The 16,703-nt window shown below is 42.9% G+C and carries 14 protein-coding genes and 1 pseudogene; 8 read left to right on the top strand and 7 right to left on the bottom strand.

Going from position 1 to position 16,703, the window contains the following annotated elements:
* Window positions 1–60: 60 nt before the first annotated feature.
* From EHO59_RS17500 to EHO59_RS17490, 3 genes are read right to left on the bottom strand one after another with little or no spacing between them, the layout of a single operon-like run.
* Window positions 61–1,428, bottom strand: a complete 1,368-nt coding sequence (locus EHO59_RS17500; RefSeq protein ID WP_135589726.1) for a PDZ domain-containing protein — start codon at window positions 1,426–1,428, stop codon at window positions 61–63.
* On the bottom strand, window positions 1,425–2,909 hold the full coding sequence (locus EHO59_RS17495; RefSeq protein WP_135589725.1) for a S1C family serine protease: 1,485 nt from the start codon (window positions 2,907–2,909) through the stop codon (window positions 1,425–1,427). The genes EHO59_RS17500 and EHO59_RS17495 overlap by 4 nt, the downstream gene beginning before the upstream one ends.
* A complete protein-coding gene (locus tag EHO59_RS17490) occupies window positions 2,902–3,798 on the bottom strand; it encodes an LIC11113 family protein (protein WP_210413097.1) in 897 nt (298 codons plus the stop codon). Before EHO59_RS17490 ends, EHO59_RS17495 begins: the two co-directional genes overlap by 8 nt.
* Window positions 3,799–3,982: 184 nt before the next feature.
* On the opposite strand from EHO59_RS17490, the gene EHO59_RS17485 reads away from it, so the two are divergent.
* The 5 genes and pseudogenes from EHO59_RS17485 to EHO59_RS17465 all read left to right on the top strand — a co-directional run bounded on the left by EHO59_RS17485 (window position 3,983) and on the right by EHO59_RS17465 (window position 9,657).
* The gene (locus EHO59_RS17485) at window positions 3,983–4,834 is read left to right on the top strand and encodes a sulfurtransferase (RefSeq protein ID WP_135589723.1); all 852 of its coding nucleotides are present in this window, start codon (window positions 3,983–3,985) and stop codon (window positions 4,832–4,834) included.
* Window positions 4,835–4,896: 62 nt separating this feature from the next.
* Window positions 4,897–7,047 (top strand): annotated as a pseudogene (locus tag EHO59_RS17480) (alpha-glucosidase); the annotation flags it as partial.
* Window positions 7,048–7,182: 135 nt separating this feature from the next.
* On the top strand, window positions 7,183–7,602 hold the full coding sequence (locus tag EHO59_RS17475) for a thiol-disulfide oxidoreductase DCC family protein (RefSeq protein ID WP_135589721.1): 420 nt from the start codon (window positions 7,183–7,185) through the stop codon (window positions 7,600–7,602).
* Window positions 7,603–8,015: 413 nt separating this feature from the next.
* Entirely contained in the window at window positions 8,016–8,828 is an 813-nt protein-coding gene (locus EHO59_RS17470; protein ID WP_210413103.1) for a M23 family metallopeptidase, read from the top strand.
* Between the two features lie 4 nt (window positions 8,829–8,832).
* Entirely contained in the window at window positions 8,833–9,657 is an 825-nt protein-coding gene (locus tag EHO59_RS17465) for an HAD family hydrolase (protein WP_135589719.1), read from the top strand.
* A gap of 134 nt (window positions 9,658–9,791) precedes the next feature.
* On the opposite strand, the gene EHO59_RS17460 is transcribed toward EHO59_RS17465, so the two are convergent.
* Together EHO59_RS17460 and EHO59_RS17455 are read right to left on the bottom strand one after the other, a co-directional pair.
* Complete coding sequence (locus EHO59_RS17460) at window positions 9,792–10,634, bottom strand: SDR family NAD(P)-dependent oxidoreductase (protein ID WP_135589718.1); 843 nt, start codon at window positions 10,632–10,634, stop codon at window positions 9,792–9,794.
* A 33-nt stretch (window positions 10,635–10,667) separates the two neighbouring features.
* Complete coding sequence (locus tag EHO59_RS17455) at window positions 10,668–11,384, bottom strand: RluA family pseudouridine synthase (RefSeq protein ID WP_135589869.1); 717 nt, start codon at window positions 11,382–11,384, stop codon at window positions 10,668–10,670.
* Window positions 11,385–11,479: 95 nt separating this feature from the next.
* Between EHO59_RS17455 and EHO59_RS17450 the strand changes: the two genes are divergently transcribed.
* Both EHO59_RS17450 and EHO59_RS17445 read left to right on the top strand, forming a co-directional pair.
* Window positions 11,480–12,094 carry a helix-turn-helix domain-containing protein gene (locus EHO59_RS17450; RefSeq protein WP_016544611.1) on the top strand — a complete coding sequence of 205 codons (615 nt, stop codon included), beginning with the start codon at window positions 11,480–11,482 and terminating at the stop codon, window positions 12,092–12,094.
* Window positions 12,075–13,085: a hypothetical protein gene (locus tag EHO59_RS17445; RefSeq protein WP_425460252.1), complete on the top strand. Its 1,011-nt coding sequence runs from the start codon at window positions 12,075–12,077 to the stop codon at window positions 13,083–13,085. Before EHO59_RS17450 ends, EHO59_RS17445 begins: the two co-directional genes overlap by 20 nt.
* 38 nt (window positions 13,086–13,123) lie before the next feature.
* Here the strand turns inward: EHO59_RS17445 and EHO59_RS17440 are convergent, their stop codons facing one another.
* Entirely contained in the window at window positions 13,124–14,599 is a 1,476-nt protein-coding gene (locus EHO59_RS17440; protein ID WP_135589867.1) for a sodium:proton antiporter, read from the bottom strand.
* 228 nt (window positions 14,600–14,827) lie between these two features.
* Between EHO59_RS17440 and perRB the strand changes: the two genes are divergently transcribed.
* Complete coding sequence (gene perRB, locus EHO59_RS17435; RefSeq protein WP_135589717.1) at window positions 14,828–15,280, top strand: peroxide-responsive transcriptional repressor PerRB; 453 nt, start codon at window positions 14,828–14,830, stop codon at window positions 15,278–15,280.
* Here perRB and lpdA read toward each other — a convergent pair whose 3' ends face one another.
* Window positions 15,281–16,699: a dihydrolipoyl dehydrogenase gene (gene lpdA / locus EHO59_RS17430; RefSeq protein WP_135589716.1), complete on the bottom strand. Its 1,419-nt coding sequence runs from the start codon at window positions 16,697–16,699 to the stop codon at window positions 15,281–15,283. It abuts the gene before it with no gap.
* Window positions 16,700–16,703: the final 4 nt, after the last annotated feature.

The following is a 16,703-nucleotide window of genomic DNA, read 5'->3' as shown; positions in this document are numbered from 1 at the left end:
CAGAAACATTTAATGGAAACATAAGGAAAACCTCAAAAGGAAATCCAGTCAAGGATTTTGTCAGCGAATATTGTCTAACGAATCCAGAGAATAAGAGGACTTAATCTTCTCGTCCAGAGTCTTGAGTTCCGATTTGTCAAAGACTGCCAATTTATTTCCTGAGAATCGGAAGACTAAAAAATTCTCCTTATTCTCTAAAATGGCAGCTTTTAAGCCTTCCACGGAGTCCACAGTCTTATCATTCACTGATTCTAAGATCAGATCTTGGAATTCTTGGTATGCTTTGTTTTTTTCATCGGGGAAGGTCCTGGAAAGTAGAACGATCCGATTCTTTTCCGGATGCATTTTACGAGAAAAACTTTCTGTTAAATATACAAGCTTGCGATCGCTAGAGGATTTATATTTTTCACCGTATTCTTTCAAATACGCACGAGTAAGTTCAGTGAACAATAGACCTCCCGAGATCAGATATTTGGGAGCCATTTTATCGGAGCTATCCGGGATCAGAAAAGAATCTTCGTTATAAGGTCTGAGAGGATAACGGATATTTCTTCTTGCTCCGTCTCTGTAGAGAGTTAGTTCAACATGATCTCCTGAGTTTATATAATTTCCGTTTCTAGTCAGAAGTAGATCATACAAAACCTGTTTGTGTTTGGATGCCACAGGAGTCCCGTTCACTGAAATAATGGAATCTCCCGGAAACAGATTGTGCATGGGTCCTATGCCCGGTAAAACTTCGGAAACCACGGCACCGATACTTCCTTTCGGAAAATAATAATCTTCTTCTGCAGGAGTGAGAGAAGCCTCTGCAGAAAAGCCAGGATGCGGGAAGGGGGAATACGAAGAGAATCTACTTAGAGAAAATCTTTTGAGAAGATCAGAGTCTCCGTTCCAAGAACCGTCTGTGAAACCGCAAACTTTCTTGCCTGCATACAGAAAGCTTCTCGCTCCATCGTTATTTTCTTTTCTTGCAAGCTTAGAAAGAGGAAGAATCGATTTAGAAGATTCTAAACTAGCCCATTCTAAATTCGGAAAAAAAGAAGAGCATGCAGAATTAGAGCGAGGCTTCTCCTCTAAGAATGCCAAAGGAAAGATCCTTTTTGTCCTACTTGTATCTTCTGGAAGAAGAAGGATCCCTAGTCCTGTATCCAAATCCACTTTTTGGAAATAGGCCTTTCTTCCTGCAGAATCATCAGGATGAATCTCGGCAAAGAGAGGAACTTCACCCGGTTTTAAGAGTGCGATCGCAGTTCTATCGTCCACTCGGATCGCCGGAACCTTTCTTTGAAAAGGAACTCCTTTTTGAAAAGGATTGTGATGAGAATACTTTCTGAAATGGACAAGAACGCCAAACTCAGGCTCTCCTTTTGCTTCAAGGCCGGAAAGAAGAAGGAAAGGGAATAAAATGAGAAGAAGGAGTCGATTCATTTGGATGCCTCCTGGTATTCGTCTGACTTAACGTCGAAACGTTTTCGTACTCTCGCATCTATGGTCCGGATCGTCTTGGTATCCAAAATTAAAGGGAGGCCTACTCCTCTAAACTTCAAAACGATAGTGCCGCCTGAATATCTTTTCCAGAAGTCCTTGAACTCCTCAATATTTTGGGGAGTCTTTCCATTAATGGATTCTAATATTTTAAAACGATAATTCATGTATTTTGAATTGAGTGGATCCGGAAAGATCGTAGTCAGAATTAAATCTCTTTCTGTGAACTTGAAGAGATCATCCTGAATAAAATAACTATAATGATATCTAAGAGAGGTCTCTACTCTTTGGCTTTCCTTGCCGAATAAGGCTCGATTTACCGGTTGAAAGAGTAGGCCGGCCCCCAAGAAATTCCGTACCTGTCTATCCCGATAGAGCTCGAGAGAGTCTGTGCGTTTGAGTTCTGCCTGGGTTTTAAAATTCTTTCCGTTTCTATAGAAATATAGAGTCAGTTTTTGGCCGACGAATCCGGGCTCAATCAGATCCACTACGGTTCTTCCCGTAAATTCCAGAAGCCCACCTTCGTTATTCAAGTACGCATCATCAATCTTGTAGAGAAAGTCATCTGTTTGCAAGACGTCGGAGAAAGAAGAATTCGGATAAACCTTATTCACTAGAATTCCTTGCAAACCGTCAGGGATCTTGAGGTACTGTTTGATCGCTTCTGATGTTCCGTTTTGAAAGGTGAATCCTACGAAAGGAAAACCGTCGTACTTTCCATCTTGGATATCTTTTAGGAAATGTTGCACTACCTCGGGAGGGATCAGATAAGCGGTACTTCCTTGTACTTGGCTCACCTCGAAAATAATCCCGGCCACCTTGCCGTTTTGCAAAGCAGGCCCGCCAGAATAACCTGGAAGGATGTTCGCACCCACTCGGATCACTTTACGATAATCTAATCCGGTGAAAGAATACCTGAGACGTTCTATTCTATTGACAAGACCGTTTTCGAGAGTGAGATTTTCTCCTCCTTCCGGATAACCTAACATAAGCAGGTTACTTCCGAGAGAAGGAGAATCATCCGCTATCTCCAGGGGCTCTACTCCTGCAAAAAACTCATCATCTTCTACCGATATCAAAGCTAGGTCACAATCGAAACCCAGAAATTCCACTTTCGCATTATAGTATTTGCTGCTATTGAAATGTTTTACTTTCAGATATTTGGATTCAGAGATCACGTGCGCATTCGTGAGTATCTTATTTCCTGCAATGATGAAACCGGAGCCTACATCTCTAGAAAGATCTTGGTCTCCGAATTCTAAAGGATCCGTTGGATCGGGATAGATATCGCTTCGAACGATGACCACACTTCCTAATAGATTCTTAAGATCCGGAGTCGGAGTGTTTTGAGAAAACAAAGAACTAGATCCTAATATCAATATTGAAATCAGAAAAGAAAGACGAAGAAGTTTCAATTTACTCATGGAATAACTCCGCGTCCGACCAAATGATCTTATCCTTTTCGATGGACTGTAATTTTAATTTAGCCAAAAATCTCGCACCTTGCTCTAGACTTTCGAAAGGCTTATTATCCACTTGCACATTTCCAGCGGCGTCTGCCTTGATACGGATCCAAGAATAAGGAGAACTTGGAATGCAACTGGCTTGGAAGGAGAAATACAATACCTTATCCCAATAAAAGTCAGCATCCTTACCTAAATACAATAAGGGGCAAGAAGAATCGAAAAAGATTTCCTTACCTACCGGTGCTGGGCGAGACGCAGGATGTCTTGCTATGCTTAAGAAATATTGCAGGCCGAAATTTTCAGTAGAGGCTTTATCATTGATCTTGGATTTCTTGTCGTTCGCACTAACGGAAGAAAATTTACCGGTAGCAAGACGAAGAGTGTCGGAAGAAAAACCCAATTGCCAGTACACCATATTGCCCATCTTCACGGGACCCTTTACATGAAAAGAAGTGATCTTGTCTGGATAGAGTATCTTATCCTTCCCCGCAAAAAAGAAACCTGGGAGTTTTTTGTCGGCGCAATCCAAAGAAAAATACTGAGGACCCTCCAGATCGGGCAAGGATCTGAATTTGCAATCTCCGGTCAGCACCTTCGGATAGGTTTGGAACCATTGTTTTAAAGGCCTTGCATCCTTTTCTTGGGAATATTTTTTCCAACCGCTAACGAAATCGGGATCATTCAGATCCCCAAAAGAAGAATCTTGAGAAACAGTTTCCTTCTCCTCTGCTTCAGGATGCAAAAGAGGAAAAGAAATCAAAGAAACCGCAGCAATCAGCCAAAGAGCTAGAGAAAAACGATGCACAAGGATACTCGGTCCGAAATATTTTAGGATCGGGGAAAACATTCTATATTAGTATCGGTTTTCCAAAAACTGGATTTTACAGATCCTGAAATAGAAGGCGAATTTATGTGGAATCTTTCTCATTATGTCTCGAATTCGCGGGAACACGAAAAAAAAGTTAAACTCTGAAACGGTAGTCTGGAATATGGTTAAAACTAAGAGTAAAAATATATAACGGTAGCTTATCTTGTCTCACTGGAGTTTTCTTAAAACAGACCTGAACGAACAACAGGACTTATATGTTGATTGTCGTTCACAAACACAATATCAGGAATCCACTATAAAGGGTGCCTACTATTTTCCATTTGTAAAGAAGGCGTTTGCCTCCGATCCGGATTCATTTAAGAAATTATTAGGACCGATCGAAGAGATACTTTCTCTCGCTAAGAAGGAAAATAAGTCCAGGATCATAGTCTTTGACGAAGGAATGGGGATGTTTGCCGCTAGGCTAACTCTTCTTTTAAGAGCCGCCGGATTTCAGAATACATTTATCTTAGGCCAACGTTGGCCAGTCGAGAATTCGAAAGAAAAGGGAAGCAAGGAACTAGATATAGGTCCTTCTCCTAAGATCAGAAAGTTAGAAGGGATCATCGACAAGGCCTTCTTGGAAAAGAATCTAACTCGTCTTCAGATCTTTGATACTCGTACTCCCGAAGAATACGATGGCAAACTACCTCGTCTTACTGCTCCTGAGCCTGGGAGTCTTTGCGGAAGATTGCCTGGCGCTTTCCTTTGGGATTGGAGAATGCTGTATGACGCGAATGGAGAGCTCGTAGATAAGACTTTCTTTAACAAGAAGTTAAGAGGCTTTCCTTTCATGCCTGAAAGAACCACTGTCATTTACGATTATAATGGCGCTCGTTCTTCTCTCTTAGCGCTTATGCTCAAAGAAGTTGGATATAACGATGTAAATGTCTATGTCGGTTCCTGGTTCGAGTGGAGAAAATCCAATCTTCCAAAGCAAGCAGTTAGCATTTACGGTCAAACAGGTGCCGGTGCCACAGCTCCGAGAGTCGGAGGAGTGGACAGAAAGGGTTAAAAACGAGAAGACGCCAAAACCCTTTCTGAAAGGATCTCATACAATCTTTCTTAGGAAATTGTATGAGATCTCTTATCGCCTTTCTAATTTTCTTTTCCTTCTTTCATTCCTGCCAGTTTAGATTTCAAAAAATCGCACCTGTTTCCCTAATTCCCAAGGAATTCGATCTGGGAAATGGAATCAAAGCGATTCTGGTCCCTTCTGAACTATCGTTCATTACATCGAAGGGCAAAATACTCGAGTTTGATCTGACTTCTCCCTTTCTTTCCTCCGCGAAAGGAGAGCAGATCGTAGGGTATCGTAAGGCAACCTTCAAGATCAAAGATAAGCTTCTCTATTCTTGCAATGAGCAGATTCTTGAAAACATTATAGTCGAATCCAGATCCTTAGTCATACAAGGGAGATTAAGTGGGGAAGGTTGTGAGACCAATTACTCCATTCGTTTCACTACGAAAGAAAATTCTAATATACAATGGACAGTAGAGATTTCAAATCCCGAGTTGAATCGAAGCTATATCCGCTTTAGATCTGATAAGGAAGAGGCAATCTACGGCCTTGGGGAACAATTCTCCCATCTCAATTTGAAAGGAAAGAAACCCTTTCTATTCTCTGAAGAACAAGGAGTGGGCAGGGGAGACCAACCGATTACCTGGGGAGCCGAATTATTGGAAGGTGCCGGTGGAAATGAATACAGCACCTACACTCCCATTCCATTTTTTCTTACTTCTAAAAACAGAGGATTCCATTTCGAACATAGTGCGTACTCCGTTTTCGATTTTGAAGAAGATTCTGAGATCAGAGTAGAGATCCGAGAAAGAGGATTTACAGTAAATTCTTGGAAGGCAGAGGATCCTAAGGAAATCCTGAAATTATACACTCAGAAAACGGGAAGATTCCCGGAGCTTCCGGATTGGGCGTATGGGACTTGGCTTGGAATCCAAGGCGGAAAAGAGATCGTTCTCCAAAGGATCGAAGAGGCAAAGAAGGCAGGAAATCCGATCACTGCGCTTTGGATCCAGGATTGGGTTGGACAGAGAAAGACATCCTTCGGTTCTCAATTATGGTGGAAGTGGTTCCCCGATGAGACTCGATATCCTGAATGGAAGAAATTTGTAAAGGACCTAAATGGGCAAGGGATCCGAGCGTTGGGATATATCAATCCAATGCTTGCAACAGAGGGGCCTCTCTTCGAAGAAGCTGTCCAAAAGAATTATTTAGTAAAGAATAAAGAAGGAAAAGATTATATAGTTCAGACCGCAGGATTTCCGGCAGGACTATTAGATTTAAGTAATCCTAAGACAAGAGTTTGGATCAAGACAGTGATCAAGGAGAATCTGATCGGTAATGGTCTCAGCGGATGGATGGCCGATTTTGGAGAATGGTTGCCTACGGATGCAGTACTTTTCTCAAAAGAATCCGCAGAACTCTATCACAATGTATATCCGGTAGAATGGGCCAGATTGAATCGAGAGGCAATCCAAGAGGCTCGTAAAGAAGGAGAGATCGTATTCTTTACGAGAGCTGGATTCAGCAATTCCAATCGATATTCCACCTTGTTTTGGGCAGGAGACCAAATGGTAAGTTGGGGAAGACATGATGGAATCATCTCTTCTTTAGTGGGCATATTGAGCGGAGGACTTTCAGGTCTTACTTTAAATCACAGCGATATAGGAGGCTACACCACGATCCCTAGCCCGATAAAGGACTATTTCCGCTCTAAGGAATTGTTCCTACGTTGGTCCGAATTGAATGTATTCTCTCCCGTATTTAGGACTCATGAGGGAAATCGTCCTGCCCAGAATCATCAGCCATATTCCGATTCTAAAACCGTTCGTGAATTTGCTCGCTATGGGAAAATGCATTTTGCATTAAAAGAATATTTGAAATTTCTAAATAAGGAAGCGAGCGAAACAGGCTTACCCATCCTTCGTCCACTCATGTTGTCCTATCCGAACGATGCCAAAACTAAAGATCTGCAGAATCAGTTCTTGCTCGGAGAGGACTTACTCGTAGTTCCTGTGTTGGAAAAAGGAGAAGATTCCGTAGAAGGATATCTTCCCGAAGGAGAGTGGGAACATATTTGGAGCGGGGTCACATATAAAGGCGGCGACTGGGTAGAAGTAGATTCTCCTTTAGGATCACCTGCAGTCTTCTTACGGAAAAAGGGAGCTTGGTATGAAAAATTGAAGTCCGCTCTCCTTCCTTTTAAACGGATTCCAATAAACCCTTCTTCGGAGTCGACTCCTCCTAAGAAAAAAGAGAATTCATCCAAGAAGATGATCTTGTTTTCAGTCGGTTGATTTTGGTTTTTTCTCTCGAGCGGAACCTGTCTAAAGAAGGAAAGGAAAATGATCTTGGAAGAAGCAAGGGTTTCCATTCTACTCTTTGATGGTGTTTGCAATCTGTGTAACGGAACAGTGAATCTTCTTCTGGATCTGGACACGAAGAGAAGATTGAAATACGCGAGTCTCCAATCCGAATTTGCAAGAAATCTAATTTTAGAACATCATTTGGAAGAAGAAACCCGCGGAATCGACAGCATCCTGTTCTGGGATGGCGCAAGGATATACAGCAAGTCCAATGCAGTCCTCAAAATTGCCTCTTCCCTCGGAGGGATCTGGAGGATTTTCGGGCTTGGGTATCTCGTTCCTGGATGGATCCGTAATAAGATCTATGATCTGGTCGCCAAGAACCGATATCGTTGGTTCGGAAGGCAAGAGGCCTGTAGAATGCCGACTCCTGAGTTGAAAGATCGGATCCTCGGGTAAGGGTGTTACGACTTCGGGGGAATTCTCCTCGAAAAGGGTGGTTTTCGACTGAAAATAGGGCCCTTGAGGGATTCAGCTTATGTCCAAGATCTTCGAAAATTGCCAAGGACTGCCGACGTTTTCTACTCAGATTTTCTGAAAACTTTTCGGAAACAGGCAATTTTTTCCCTTTAGTCGAGCCTCTCGAGCCCAAAAATTTCTAAAATTAAAAGAAAAATAGCATAATTTATCATAATAGATAGATATTTATTTGATTTTGTTGTTTTTCGTCATGATTCGTTTATTTTCGCAAATTCTCTTAGATTTAGGTGGTGAAAAATCCTTGTCCCAAGATTGTGGACAGGGAGGATAGGTTGAACTTTCGGAAATTAACTGCCGATCTTAAAAACAGTAGTTTTGTTTTAAGAGATTTTTTGGCGGCGCAAAAAGGAAAGAACCAAATGAAAAAGACAACGATTCTATCCATAGTGGGCGCATCTGCTCTTATCTTCATTTCTTGGAAGTCCTTCGCAAATACATATTTAGAAGAAGTAAAGGTAGATAACCAGTTTATCCAAACCTATCAATCCAGAGAAGGCATCTGGATCGTACCAGGAAAAGTAAAAGAATCCCTCGAAGATCTATATCATAAGTTCGGAACTTCTGAAAGAGAGGTTCGTCTTCTCAATGGGATTTATGACGGAAGCAAAATCCAAAATTCAGAGCCTGTATTCTTCCCTTATAATAGCAATTATACAAGAAATCTTCTCTTAGAAGACAAGGGTCGCGAGATCTTTAACTCCGATTCCAGAGAGTTGATCTGGCCTTTGAGCTTTAAATATTCCAGAGTAACTTCTCGCTTGGGAAGAAGATGGAACGCATTGCATGCAGGAGTGGATATTGCCTGCCCGAATGGTTCCATCGTAATCGCTGCGGCTGACGGAGTTGTGGTTGATTCCAAGAGAGACGGAGGCTATGGACTCAGAGTAGTGGTTCAGCATCCTCAGATCAACGGGATCCAAACCTTATATGCCCACAATTCACTCCTTTTTGTGAAGCAAGGAGATAAGATCAAGAAAGGACAGGTTCTTGCTCTTTCCGGAAACACAGGACATACGACTGGGCCTCATGTTCACTTCGAAGTCAGATACCAAAACGTGGTTCTGAATCCGGAGCATTATCTTCCTCCTTTCCTCGCAGACAAAGAAGCTCAAGTCGCGATTGCGAAAGAGACCATCCAACAATAACCCCTTGTTGCAATCTTCCGATTGGAAACCAGAGATCTATTCTTTCTTAGAAGAGATCTTGGGTGAGGGGAAACCCTTAGTCGCTGTATTCGATTTTGATAATACGTTAGTCCGAGGCGATTTCGGAGAAGCAGTGTTTTGTGACCTTCTTCTGAAAGGATTGCCTTGGATCAGAGACATTTCTCCCTTTTTTCCGGAACCTCCCATTGCGGAGAAGATGGATCTGCTTCGAAAGACGAAGCCTTCTTCCTTTATGGACGAGGTTTGGAAATATTATGAGGCAAAGATAGAGGCACAAGGATTAGAAGCGGCGTATCGCTGGTCCACCTGGATCTTTTCCGGCAGATCTTCCGAAGAATTGAGAGAAACCGCGAGAACAGTTTGGCAGGCACACCAGAAGGAACTCCTAAAAGAAGTTGTGCGCCCTTATAAGCCTCTTTTCGAATTTATCAAAGAACTCCAAGGTTTAAAGTCGGAGCTATGGATCGCAACCGCTTCTCCCAAAGAAGTGATCCAAGAAGTCTCCGAACTCTGGGGAATCTCCAGGCAAAATGTTCTGGGTATGAGGCTTATCGAAAAGAACGGAATTCTCAGTTCTGATCTGGAAGAACCGTTTACCTATGGAATGGGAAAGGTGAATTTTTTCCGTTTAGCGAGTGGAAACAAGAGTTACGATCTCGCCTTTGGAGATACGGAAAATGATTATCCTTTATTGCAGAACGTTAGTCGGAAGGGGATCTTTTTCGATCGAGGAAAGAATAAGATCCCGCCCCAGGGAACTCTCATCCAGCCGGTAGATAGTTGGGAAACGATAGAGATTCCTCTTTAGTAGGATGAGGACGGCCCCCACCCTCATCGGGTGGTGGAGGTGGGTCCCCCGTGGGAGAAGCTCCGGGACTCTATATCACAAAAACCTCATTTCCTCAACCCGAAAATTCATCGAACTTTTTTCTGTGGGAACTCTTATCTCGCCTTCAAATAGTCCGGCATTTCGGGTAACTTATCTTCCGTCCAAACCCAGTCTCCTACGAGAGAAACGATTGGTGACTTTTCTCCTTTTAGGATCTTGATAAGTGCATTCTTTAGATCTCTCGGCTCAGTGATCCTATAAGGCACGTTCGGAAAATTCTTTTTGAAACTCGAGTTTTCTCTATCTTGTATATAATCTATAAAGAAATCTCCGAATTTCTTTCCGGAAGCTTTTTGCTCTTGTATAAGATTTTGTAAGTCAGGATGAGGAGAAGATTTTGCAAGTCTCTGTAGGATCAGTGTGATCCCTCGAACGCTTTGGCTAAAAAATGTGCCTGCACGGATAATCTTACGTGAATCTGGTTTTTGAAGCGCCCATTCTTCCATTTTCTTTTTGATGAAGGCAAGAGATCCGTAAAACGTAAGTAAGTGAGGAAGATAATAATACGCGGAGTATCCTATTGTGATCTTAGGAGAGAGTGCCTTTTCCAATTCCACCATAGGATCCAGACAAAATTTAGCAGTTGCAATAATGTCTTCGTCGGGAGTTTCCGAAACAGGATAGCCTAGATTTCCTCTCGCGGGAGTATAGATCAGGATATCTACATTTCCTTTTCCACTTAATGCTTTTTGAATATTCTCAATTGCTGAATTCGATTCTTCTAACGTTATAGAATGGATGGTTTCGTCGGCGCCGGTCACTTCTCCTTCTCCGGAAGTAGTGGCTATGATCTTATAGGTTTTTCCTGTTTCTTTGCTGAATTCGTGAAAGGCTTCTATAGCACTTTGTCCCGCCGCTCCGGAACCGCCTACGATCAATGCAATGGATTCGCTCATTCTTTTTTCTCCTAGAAGCGGGGACCAGAATACTCATTCTGGAAATCTCAGGCCAGAAAAAAAGTGTAAGTACGACTCGAAATCGGAAGGTAGCTTGGATACGATTCGGATCTCTTCTTGGAATTCGTTTTTGAATTGGAGAAGATAAGAGTGCAGTAGGAAACGGTTTGGCTCTGGAACTAAATGTTTCTTCTTCTCTCGGAATGATTCTCCGTATGTTTCATCTCCTAGGATAGGAGTTCCTACCATAGAGAGATGGAATCGGATTTGGTGCCTTCTTCCCGTAAGTAGCTTGGCAGCAAGAATAGAAATTCCTTTTTCAGGATTAGAAGAAAGGATCTTAAAATCTGTGATTGCTTTTTTTCCTCCGGAACGAACCGAGCTCACTCTTCCTTTTCCATCTTTTAAGAAGCATTCCACTCTAAATTCTTTTTGAGAAGGAACTCCTCTCGTAATACAAATATAGGTCTTCTCCGATTCGGATAGGATCTTATCTGCTTCCTTGTTTTGAGTCGGATCTATGCATGCGAGTAGAAGTCCGCTCGTATCCAAATCCAATCTATGGACAAGGCGGAGGCTCGGGTTCTTCTCCTGTTTGCGAAGAAGATCTTCCAGATTGGGCCGGTTCGGATCGAAGGTTGCGTGAGAAGGAATTCCGGGCGGCTTTTCTACTACGAGTAGGAACCCCTTCTCATAATGTTTCTGGATCGGGGACTTAGGGATCTCCCAGCGAGTCTTAGAGCTCATCATTTTGCCCGGAGGAAAAGGGCGCACAACTCTTCTCCAAGTTCTGAAATTCTTGAAATTGGATTGACACTTCTTCCGTTATATTGGATGAATCAGGTATGAAACAGGCAGATGCCGAAGAGCTGGACGGGAAAGAACTCATCTCCAGCGAACATATAACAGAAGTCGTTAAAGAAAACCTAAAATTAATTCGCCATACTAAAGGACTTTCTTTGGACAAGCTGGCTTCCCGTTGCGGAGTAAGTCGTGCCATGCTTTCTCAGATCGAACAAGGTAAGAGTGTTCCTACAATTGCAGTTCTCTGGAAAATCGCGACCGGTTTGAATGTTCCTTTTAGCGAACTGCTAAAGGAAAAAGGAACAGAAGGTGTTTTTCTTCTTAAAGCAGAGAATACTAAGGTACTATATTCCAGTTCTAAGGTATATTCCAGCCGAGCTCTCTTTCCTTTTATCGGAGGCAGACGGGTGGAATTCTATGAATTGATCCTGAAGCCGGGTGGTATTGAAGTTGCAGAGCCTCATAAGGCGGGAACGACTGAGAACCTGGTAGTGGTCCAAGGAAAATTGCGCCTCAGAGTTGGGGACAAGGTGGTAGAACTGGATGCAAAGGATTCTGTTTATTTCAGAGCGGATGTTCCCCACGAATACATCAATCCAACGGATACTGAGACCCTTATGTATCTCGTTATGGAATATACGGACGAGGCCTCCTAAGCTTTTTCCAGTATCTTTTCTATTACTATTTTTCTCGATCCATTTCGGTTTGGCAGCGGAAACTAAGGTTCCCGTCTCCGGATATTTCGGAGTGGATCGATACGAAGAACAGATCTCCTGCCACGAAGAAGATTGCATTCGCTATTCCTTGGATGAATTGAACGCCAAGGGAGGCAAGTCAGAGTTAAAGAAACTCTTAGAAGAAGGGGCCGGCAAGGTCCTTGTAGATATTTCCGGCAAATCATTAAAACTTTCTGATGAAGATCTAGACGATCTTCGAGACTTTCTATTAGAAATTTCTAAAAGAGGGGGAAAGGTCGCTATTGAAAAACTGCATATTGCAGTCCGCTCCCTGATCCTTCCGGAGCCTCCCGTTCTAAAAGATGTGGGCTTTGTAGGTTGGTCTGTATTCAAAAGAATTTATAGAGGTATTTACTTTAAACGTACCGGAGACTATAACGCAAAAGTTTTATACAATCCGACCAACGGAAGTATTTACATGATACTTTTCGTGCATAAGAGATACGGAGATATTTGCGAGACCGTATTTTCTTCCTGTAATGAGATCGAATATTTGGACGAGGACACCTTCGATCTGCAATTGTCTACTGCCATTAAGGAATCCAAAGAGAAGAAGATACCTGTGAGAGTGAATTTTAAGCAGGTAGAGGCGAATCTTCCGGACAAGAGTTTGGAATGGGAGAATATTAAGAATATAGGAAGGTCCGCAAGGATTTACAAATGGTTGGCTGTTCCTAAGGAAACCGAGATGAAGCCACTGACTCGGGCTCGGATACTACCATTGCAGATCGCATTGAGTGTGATCGATTATTCTATTTCCGTTTACGATTGGGTAAATCAGATCGTAATGTATAAGCCTGCAAAGGACACAAAAGCAGAAGTTTTATATACGCAAAGACTAACGGAAGACGGAACTCCAGGGACCCGTATTCTGCATTCTGTGGTATTTATTCCGGTTGAGGAGAAATAACCTCGCTTCGAAAAAGAAGCGAGGTTGAACGCAATTTCTTATAAAAAGAAGATCGCAGTAAGAAGAAGGAAGGTAGGGAGCAATAGAGCGAAGGAATACACGACGTATCCTCCGAAGCTAGGCATCTTGATCTTATTCTCTTCTGCAACTGATTTCACCATGAAGTTAGGAGCGTTTCCGATATAAGTCAATGCTCCCATAAAAACCGCTCCACAAGAGATTGCCTTTAGCAATTGCTCTCCGAACGGATCCGCTAAGATCTGAGTTACATCAGAAAATCCTAATAGACCTTTCGCTAAAGAAAGGAAGGTCAAATAAGTCGGAGCATTGTCCAATACTCCGGAGAATCCTCCAGTCACCCAGAAGAACTGCCATTTTTGAGTAATTCCCAATTCTTTTCCGTGATGCTCCAGAAGAAGCAATGCAGGGATCATAGTAAGGAATATACCGATGAATAGATACGCAACCTCTTGGATTGGATGAAGAGTGAATTTGTTTTTCTCTCTCAGTTTTACGTCGGAAGTGAACTTAGAAAGAGCGATGAGCCCGATCAGAACTGCTTCTCGAATAAAGCTTAGGAATGGATATTCTTTGATCGCCGGGATATAATTTTGGTTTAGGAAGGCTACCGACAGAATGACTCCGAGCAACCAGATCAGATTCACTTGTCCTTCCAGACCGATAGGTTGTCTATGGGTATGGTCGTAGCGAATATCCTTTTTGGTTTCCTTTCCGTGCATGACTGTGTCCCAGATAAAATAGATCACTAACAGCAATCCGGAAGCGATCAACATTTCTGGTAGAAGGCTGAATGTCCAAGTGAAAGGAACCCCTTGCAGATATCCTAAGAAAAGAGGAGGATCTCCGAGAGGAGTTAAGGAACCGCCTATATTAGAAACCAGGAATATAAAGAAGATCACAGTGTGGACCACATGTTTTCTTTCCGAGTTGGTCTTTAAAAGAGGACGGATGAGAAGCATAGAAGCTCCTGTAGTTCCGATGAAAGATGCTAGAAATGTTCCGATGATCAAAAAGATCGTATTATTGACTGGAGTCGCTTCGATATCACCTTTCAGTACGATCCCTCCGGAGATATAGAATAGCGCGGCTAACAGTATGATAAACGGAATATAATCGAATACCATTGTATGGAAGATCTTTCCCCACCAGTTATGGGCCATTAGGATCCCGAAAGAAACACCTCCCAGAGCAAGTGCAAGTAGAAGCTTGTTATTATTGCTCTCCCACCATTCTGCAGTGGTATGAGAAACCAATGGAAGAAGTGCGATACTAAGCAGGATCAGAACAAAGGGGATTACCGACCAAACTGGAAGATCATCTCCTTGGACTCCATGAGAAGCCTCTCCGGATCCGGAGTGCTCTTTTCCATGGCTAGAATCACTTTCTGCCTGGGCTAGGGAATTTGCAGAGGGAGAGGTCCCGGATTCCGCCCAAACGGAAACAGAAAGGACCATGGAGAGAAGGAGTAATGTAGTAAAAAATTTGTTTCTCATCATTCTCGGTCTTTAGCGAAGATTTTTCGTCAGGTTATAGACCTTTGAATAGGTTTCAAAGGAAAAACCCTAGTTTTCGGGGATTTTTAAACCCGTTTTTTTTAGATTGCAGAAATCCTTCCCTCATCTACGATCTCATTAGGAAATCGCCTCCACTAGAGTTTTTGCTTTATATTCGAGGGATCCGGACCGTCAGATAATTAGAGGCATAAAGCGCATAATACCACCATGGCTGTTTTAGGTAACCAAAAGCATTCTTGTTTAACTCCTGACGAGATAGAGAATCGTCTGAAATCGGTCTCTATCCAGCCCACTATGCAAAGGATTTCCATTTGCCAGTACGTTCTCTGCGAAGCGGATCATCCCACTGCAGAAGAGGTCAAGGAATGGGTGGATGGCCGCTCCTTGAAGATGAGTTTGGCTACAGTATACAATACACTGAACGTCTTAGTGTCTGCGGGACTTCTCCGAGAATTCAAGTTTTCTTGCCTGGGAAAATCCGTCTTCGATAGCAATATAGAAGATCATTATCATTTCTTTGATGAAAAGACTGGAAAGTTCCATGATCTGGATCATTCCCTTCTTAGCATCGACTCTAAGCTTCCTAAGGAATTCAAAGTGAATAAGATGGACATCCTATTCTCCGGAACCTTGGACGAAGTCTCTTCCGAAAGAATCTAATTAGATATTGATTGCTTCGCCTAATGCCTGTGCTGCGGCTTCCATCACGGATTCCGCAAGAGTAGGGTGAGCGTGGATCCTTCCTGCAATTTCTTTTAGAGTAAGTTCAGATCCCATTCCCAGATTGATCTCTCCTAATATCTCTGTTACATTCGGTCCGATTAGGTGAGCTCCTAAGATCTCTCCGGTCTTACGATCGGCGACTAACTTTACCATTCCTTCGACTTCGCCCAATGCTTGGGCTCTGCCATTCGCTCTAAAGGGGAACTTGCCGATAGAAACGTCTATGCCTGCTTTCTTGGCTTCTTCTTCTTTCAAGCCTACGGAAGCTACTTCGGGATGGCAGTACGTGCAAGCAGGGATCTTTTGGTAATCCAAGGGTTCGTATACGAGGGAATGAGGATTTCCTTTTAGGATAGAGATTGCTTCTGCCGCTTTGATCCCTTCAGAAGAGGCGACATGCGCGAGTAGGGGAGCTCCTACACAATCTCCGATCGCATAGATATTTTCAACTTTGCTTTTGAATTTGGAATCTACCTTAACGAATCCCTTTTGAAGGAATACGCCAATCTCTTCTAAATGCATGTCTTCTGTATTCGGTGAAACACCGATTGCGACGAGCACTTTGGAGAATTTCTTTTTTTCTCCCTCTGCCGCTATTCCCGCTCCTTTGAGAAGAAGAGAGACTCCATCCGATTCGGATTTCGGTTCGGAGACTCCCACGCTTGTCAGGATCTGTATGCCTCTCTTTATAAAGGAACGATTGAGTAGATTGGATATTTCAGGATCTTCTAATGGAAGGATTCTGTCTTGCATTTCTATAATGGTTACTTCTGTTCCCATGCTAGAATAGAAGTCTGCGAACTCAACTCCGATCGCTCCTGCTCCTATGATTGCGAGAGTTTTGGGAGGAGCCTCTTGGATCATCGCATGTTTGCTTGAAAGAACTTTGTCGCCGTCAAAGGGTAGGCCCGGCATTTCTCTAGGTCTTGCTCCGGTAGCGATGATGAAATATTCGGATTGGATTTCTTCTTTAGAAGTGTCAGGAAGCCAGATTGTATTCTTATCTTTGAAGACTGCGCTTCCTTTCTTTACGGAGATTTTATTCTTCTTCATTAAGAAGTCTACTCCGTTGGACATGGTGTCGGCGACTCCTCTAGATCGTTTGACGATCCCAGGAAAATCAGGATTTACTCCTGAGACTTTCAGACCGAAGCTTTCGGATTTTCGAATGGATTCTAAGAGGTGCGCGGATTCAAGAAGAGCTTTGGTTGGAATGCAACCCCAGTTTAAGCAGACTCCGCCTAGTTTTTCTTTTTCAACTAGACAAACGTTCAATCCGAGTTGAGAGGCTCGGATCGCGGCCACATATCCTCCGGGTCCTCCGCCAATTACGGTCACGTCGTACTTCTCTGCCATCTGC

It is taken from the genome of Leptospira semungkisensis (genome assembly GCF_004770055.1).
In the GTDB taxonomy this organism is placed as follows: Bacteria; Spirochaetota; Leptospiria; order Leptospirales; family Leptospiraceae; genus Leptospira_B; species Leptospira_B semungkisensis.
This window is presented reverse-complemented; position numbering and strand designations above follow the sequence as displayed.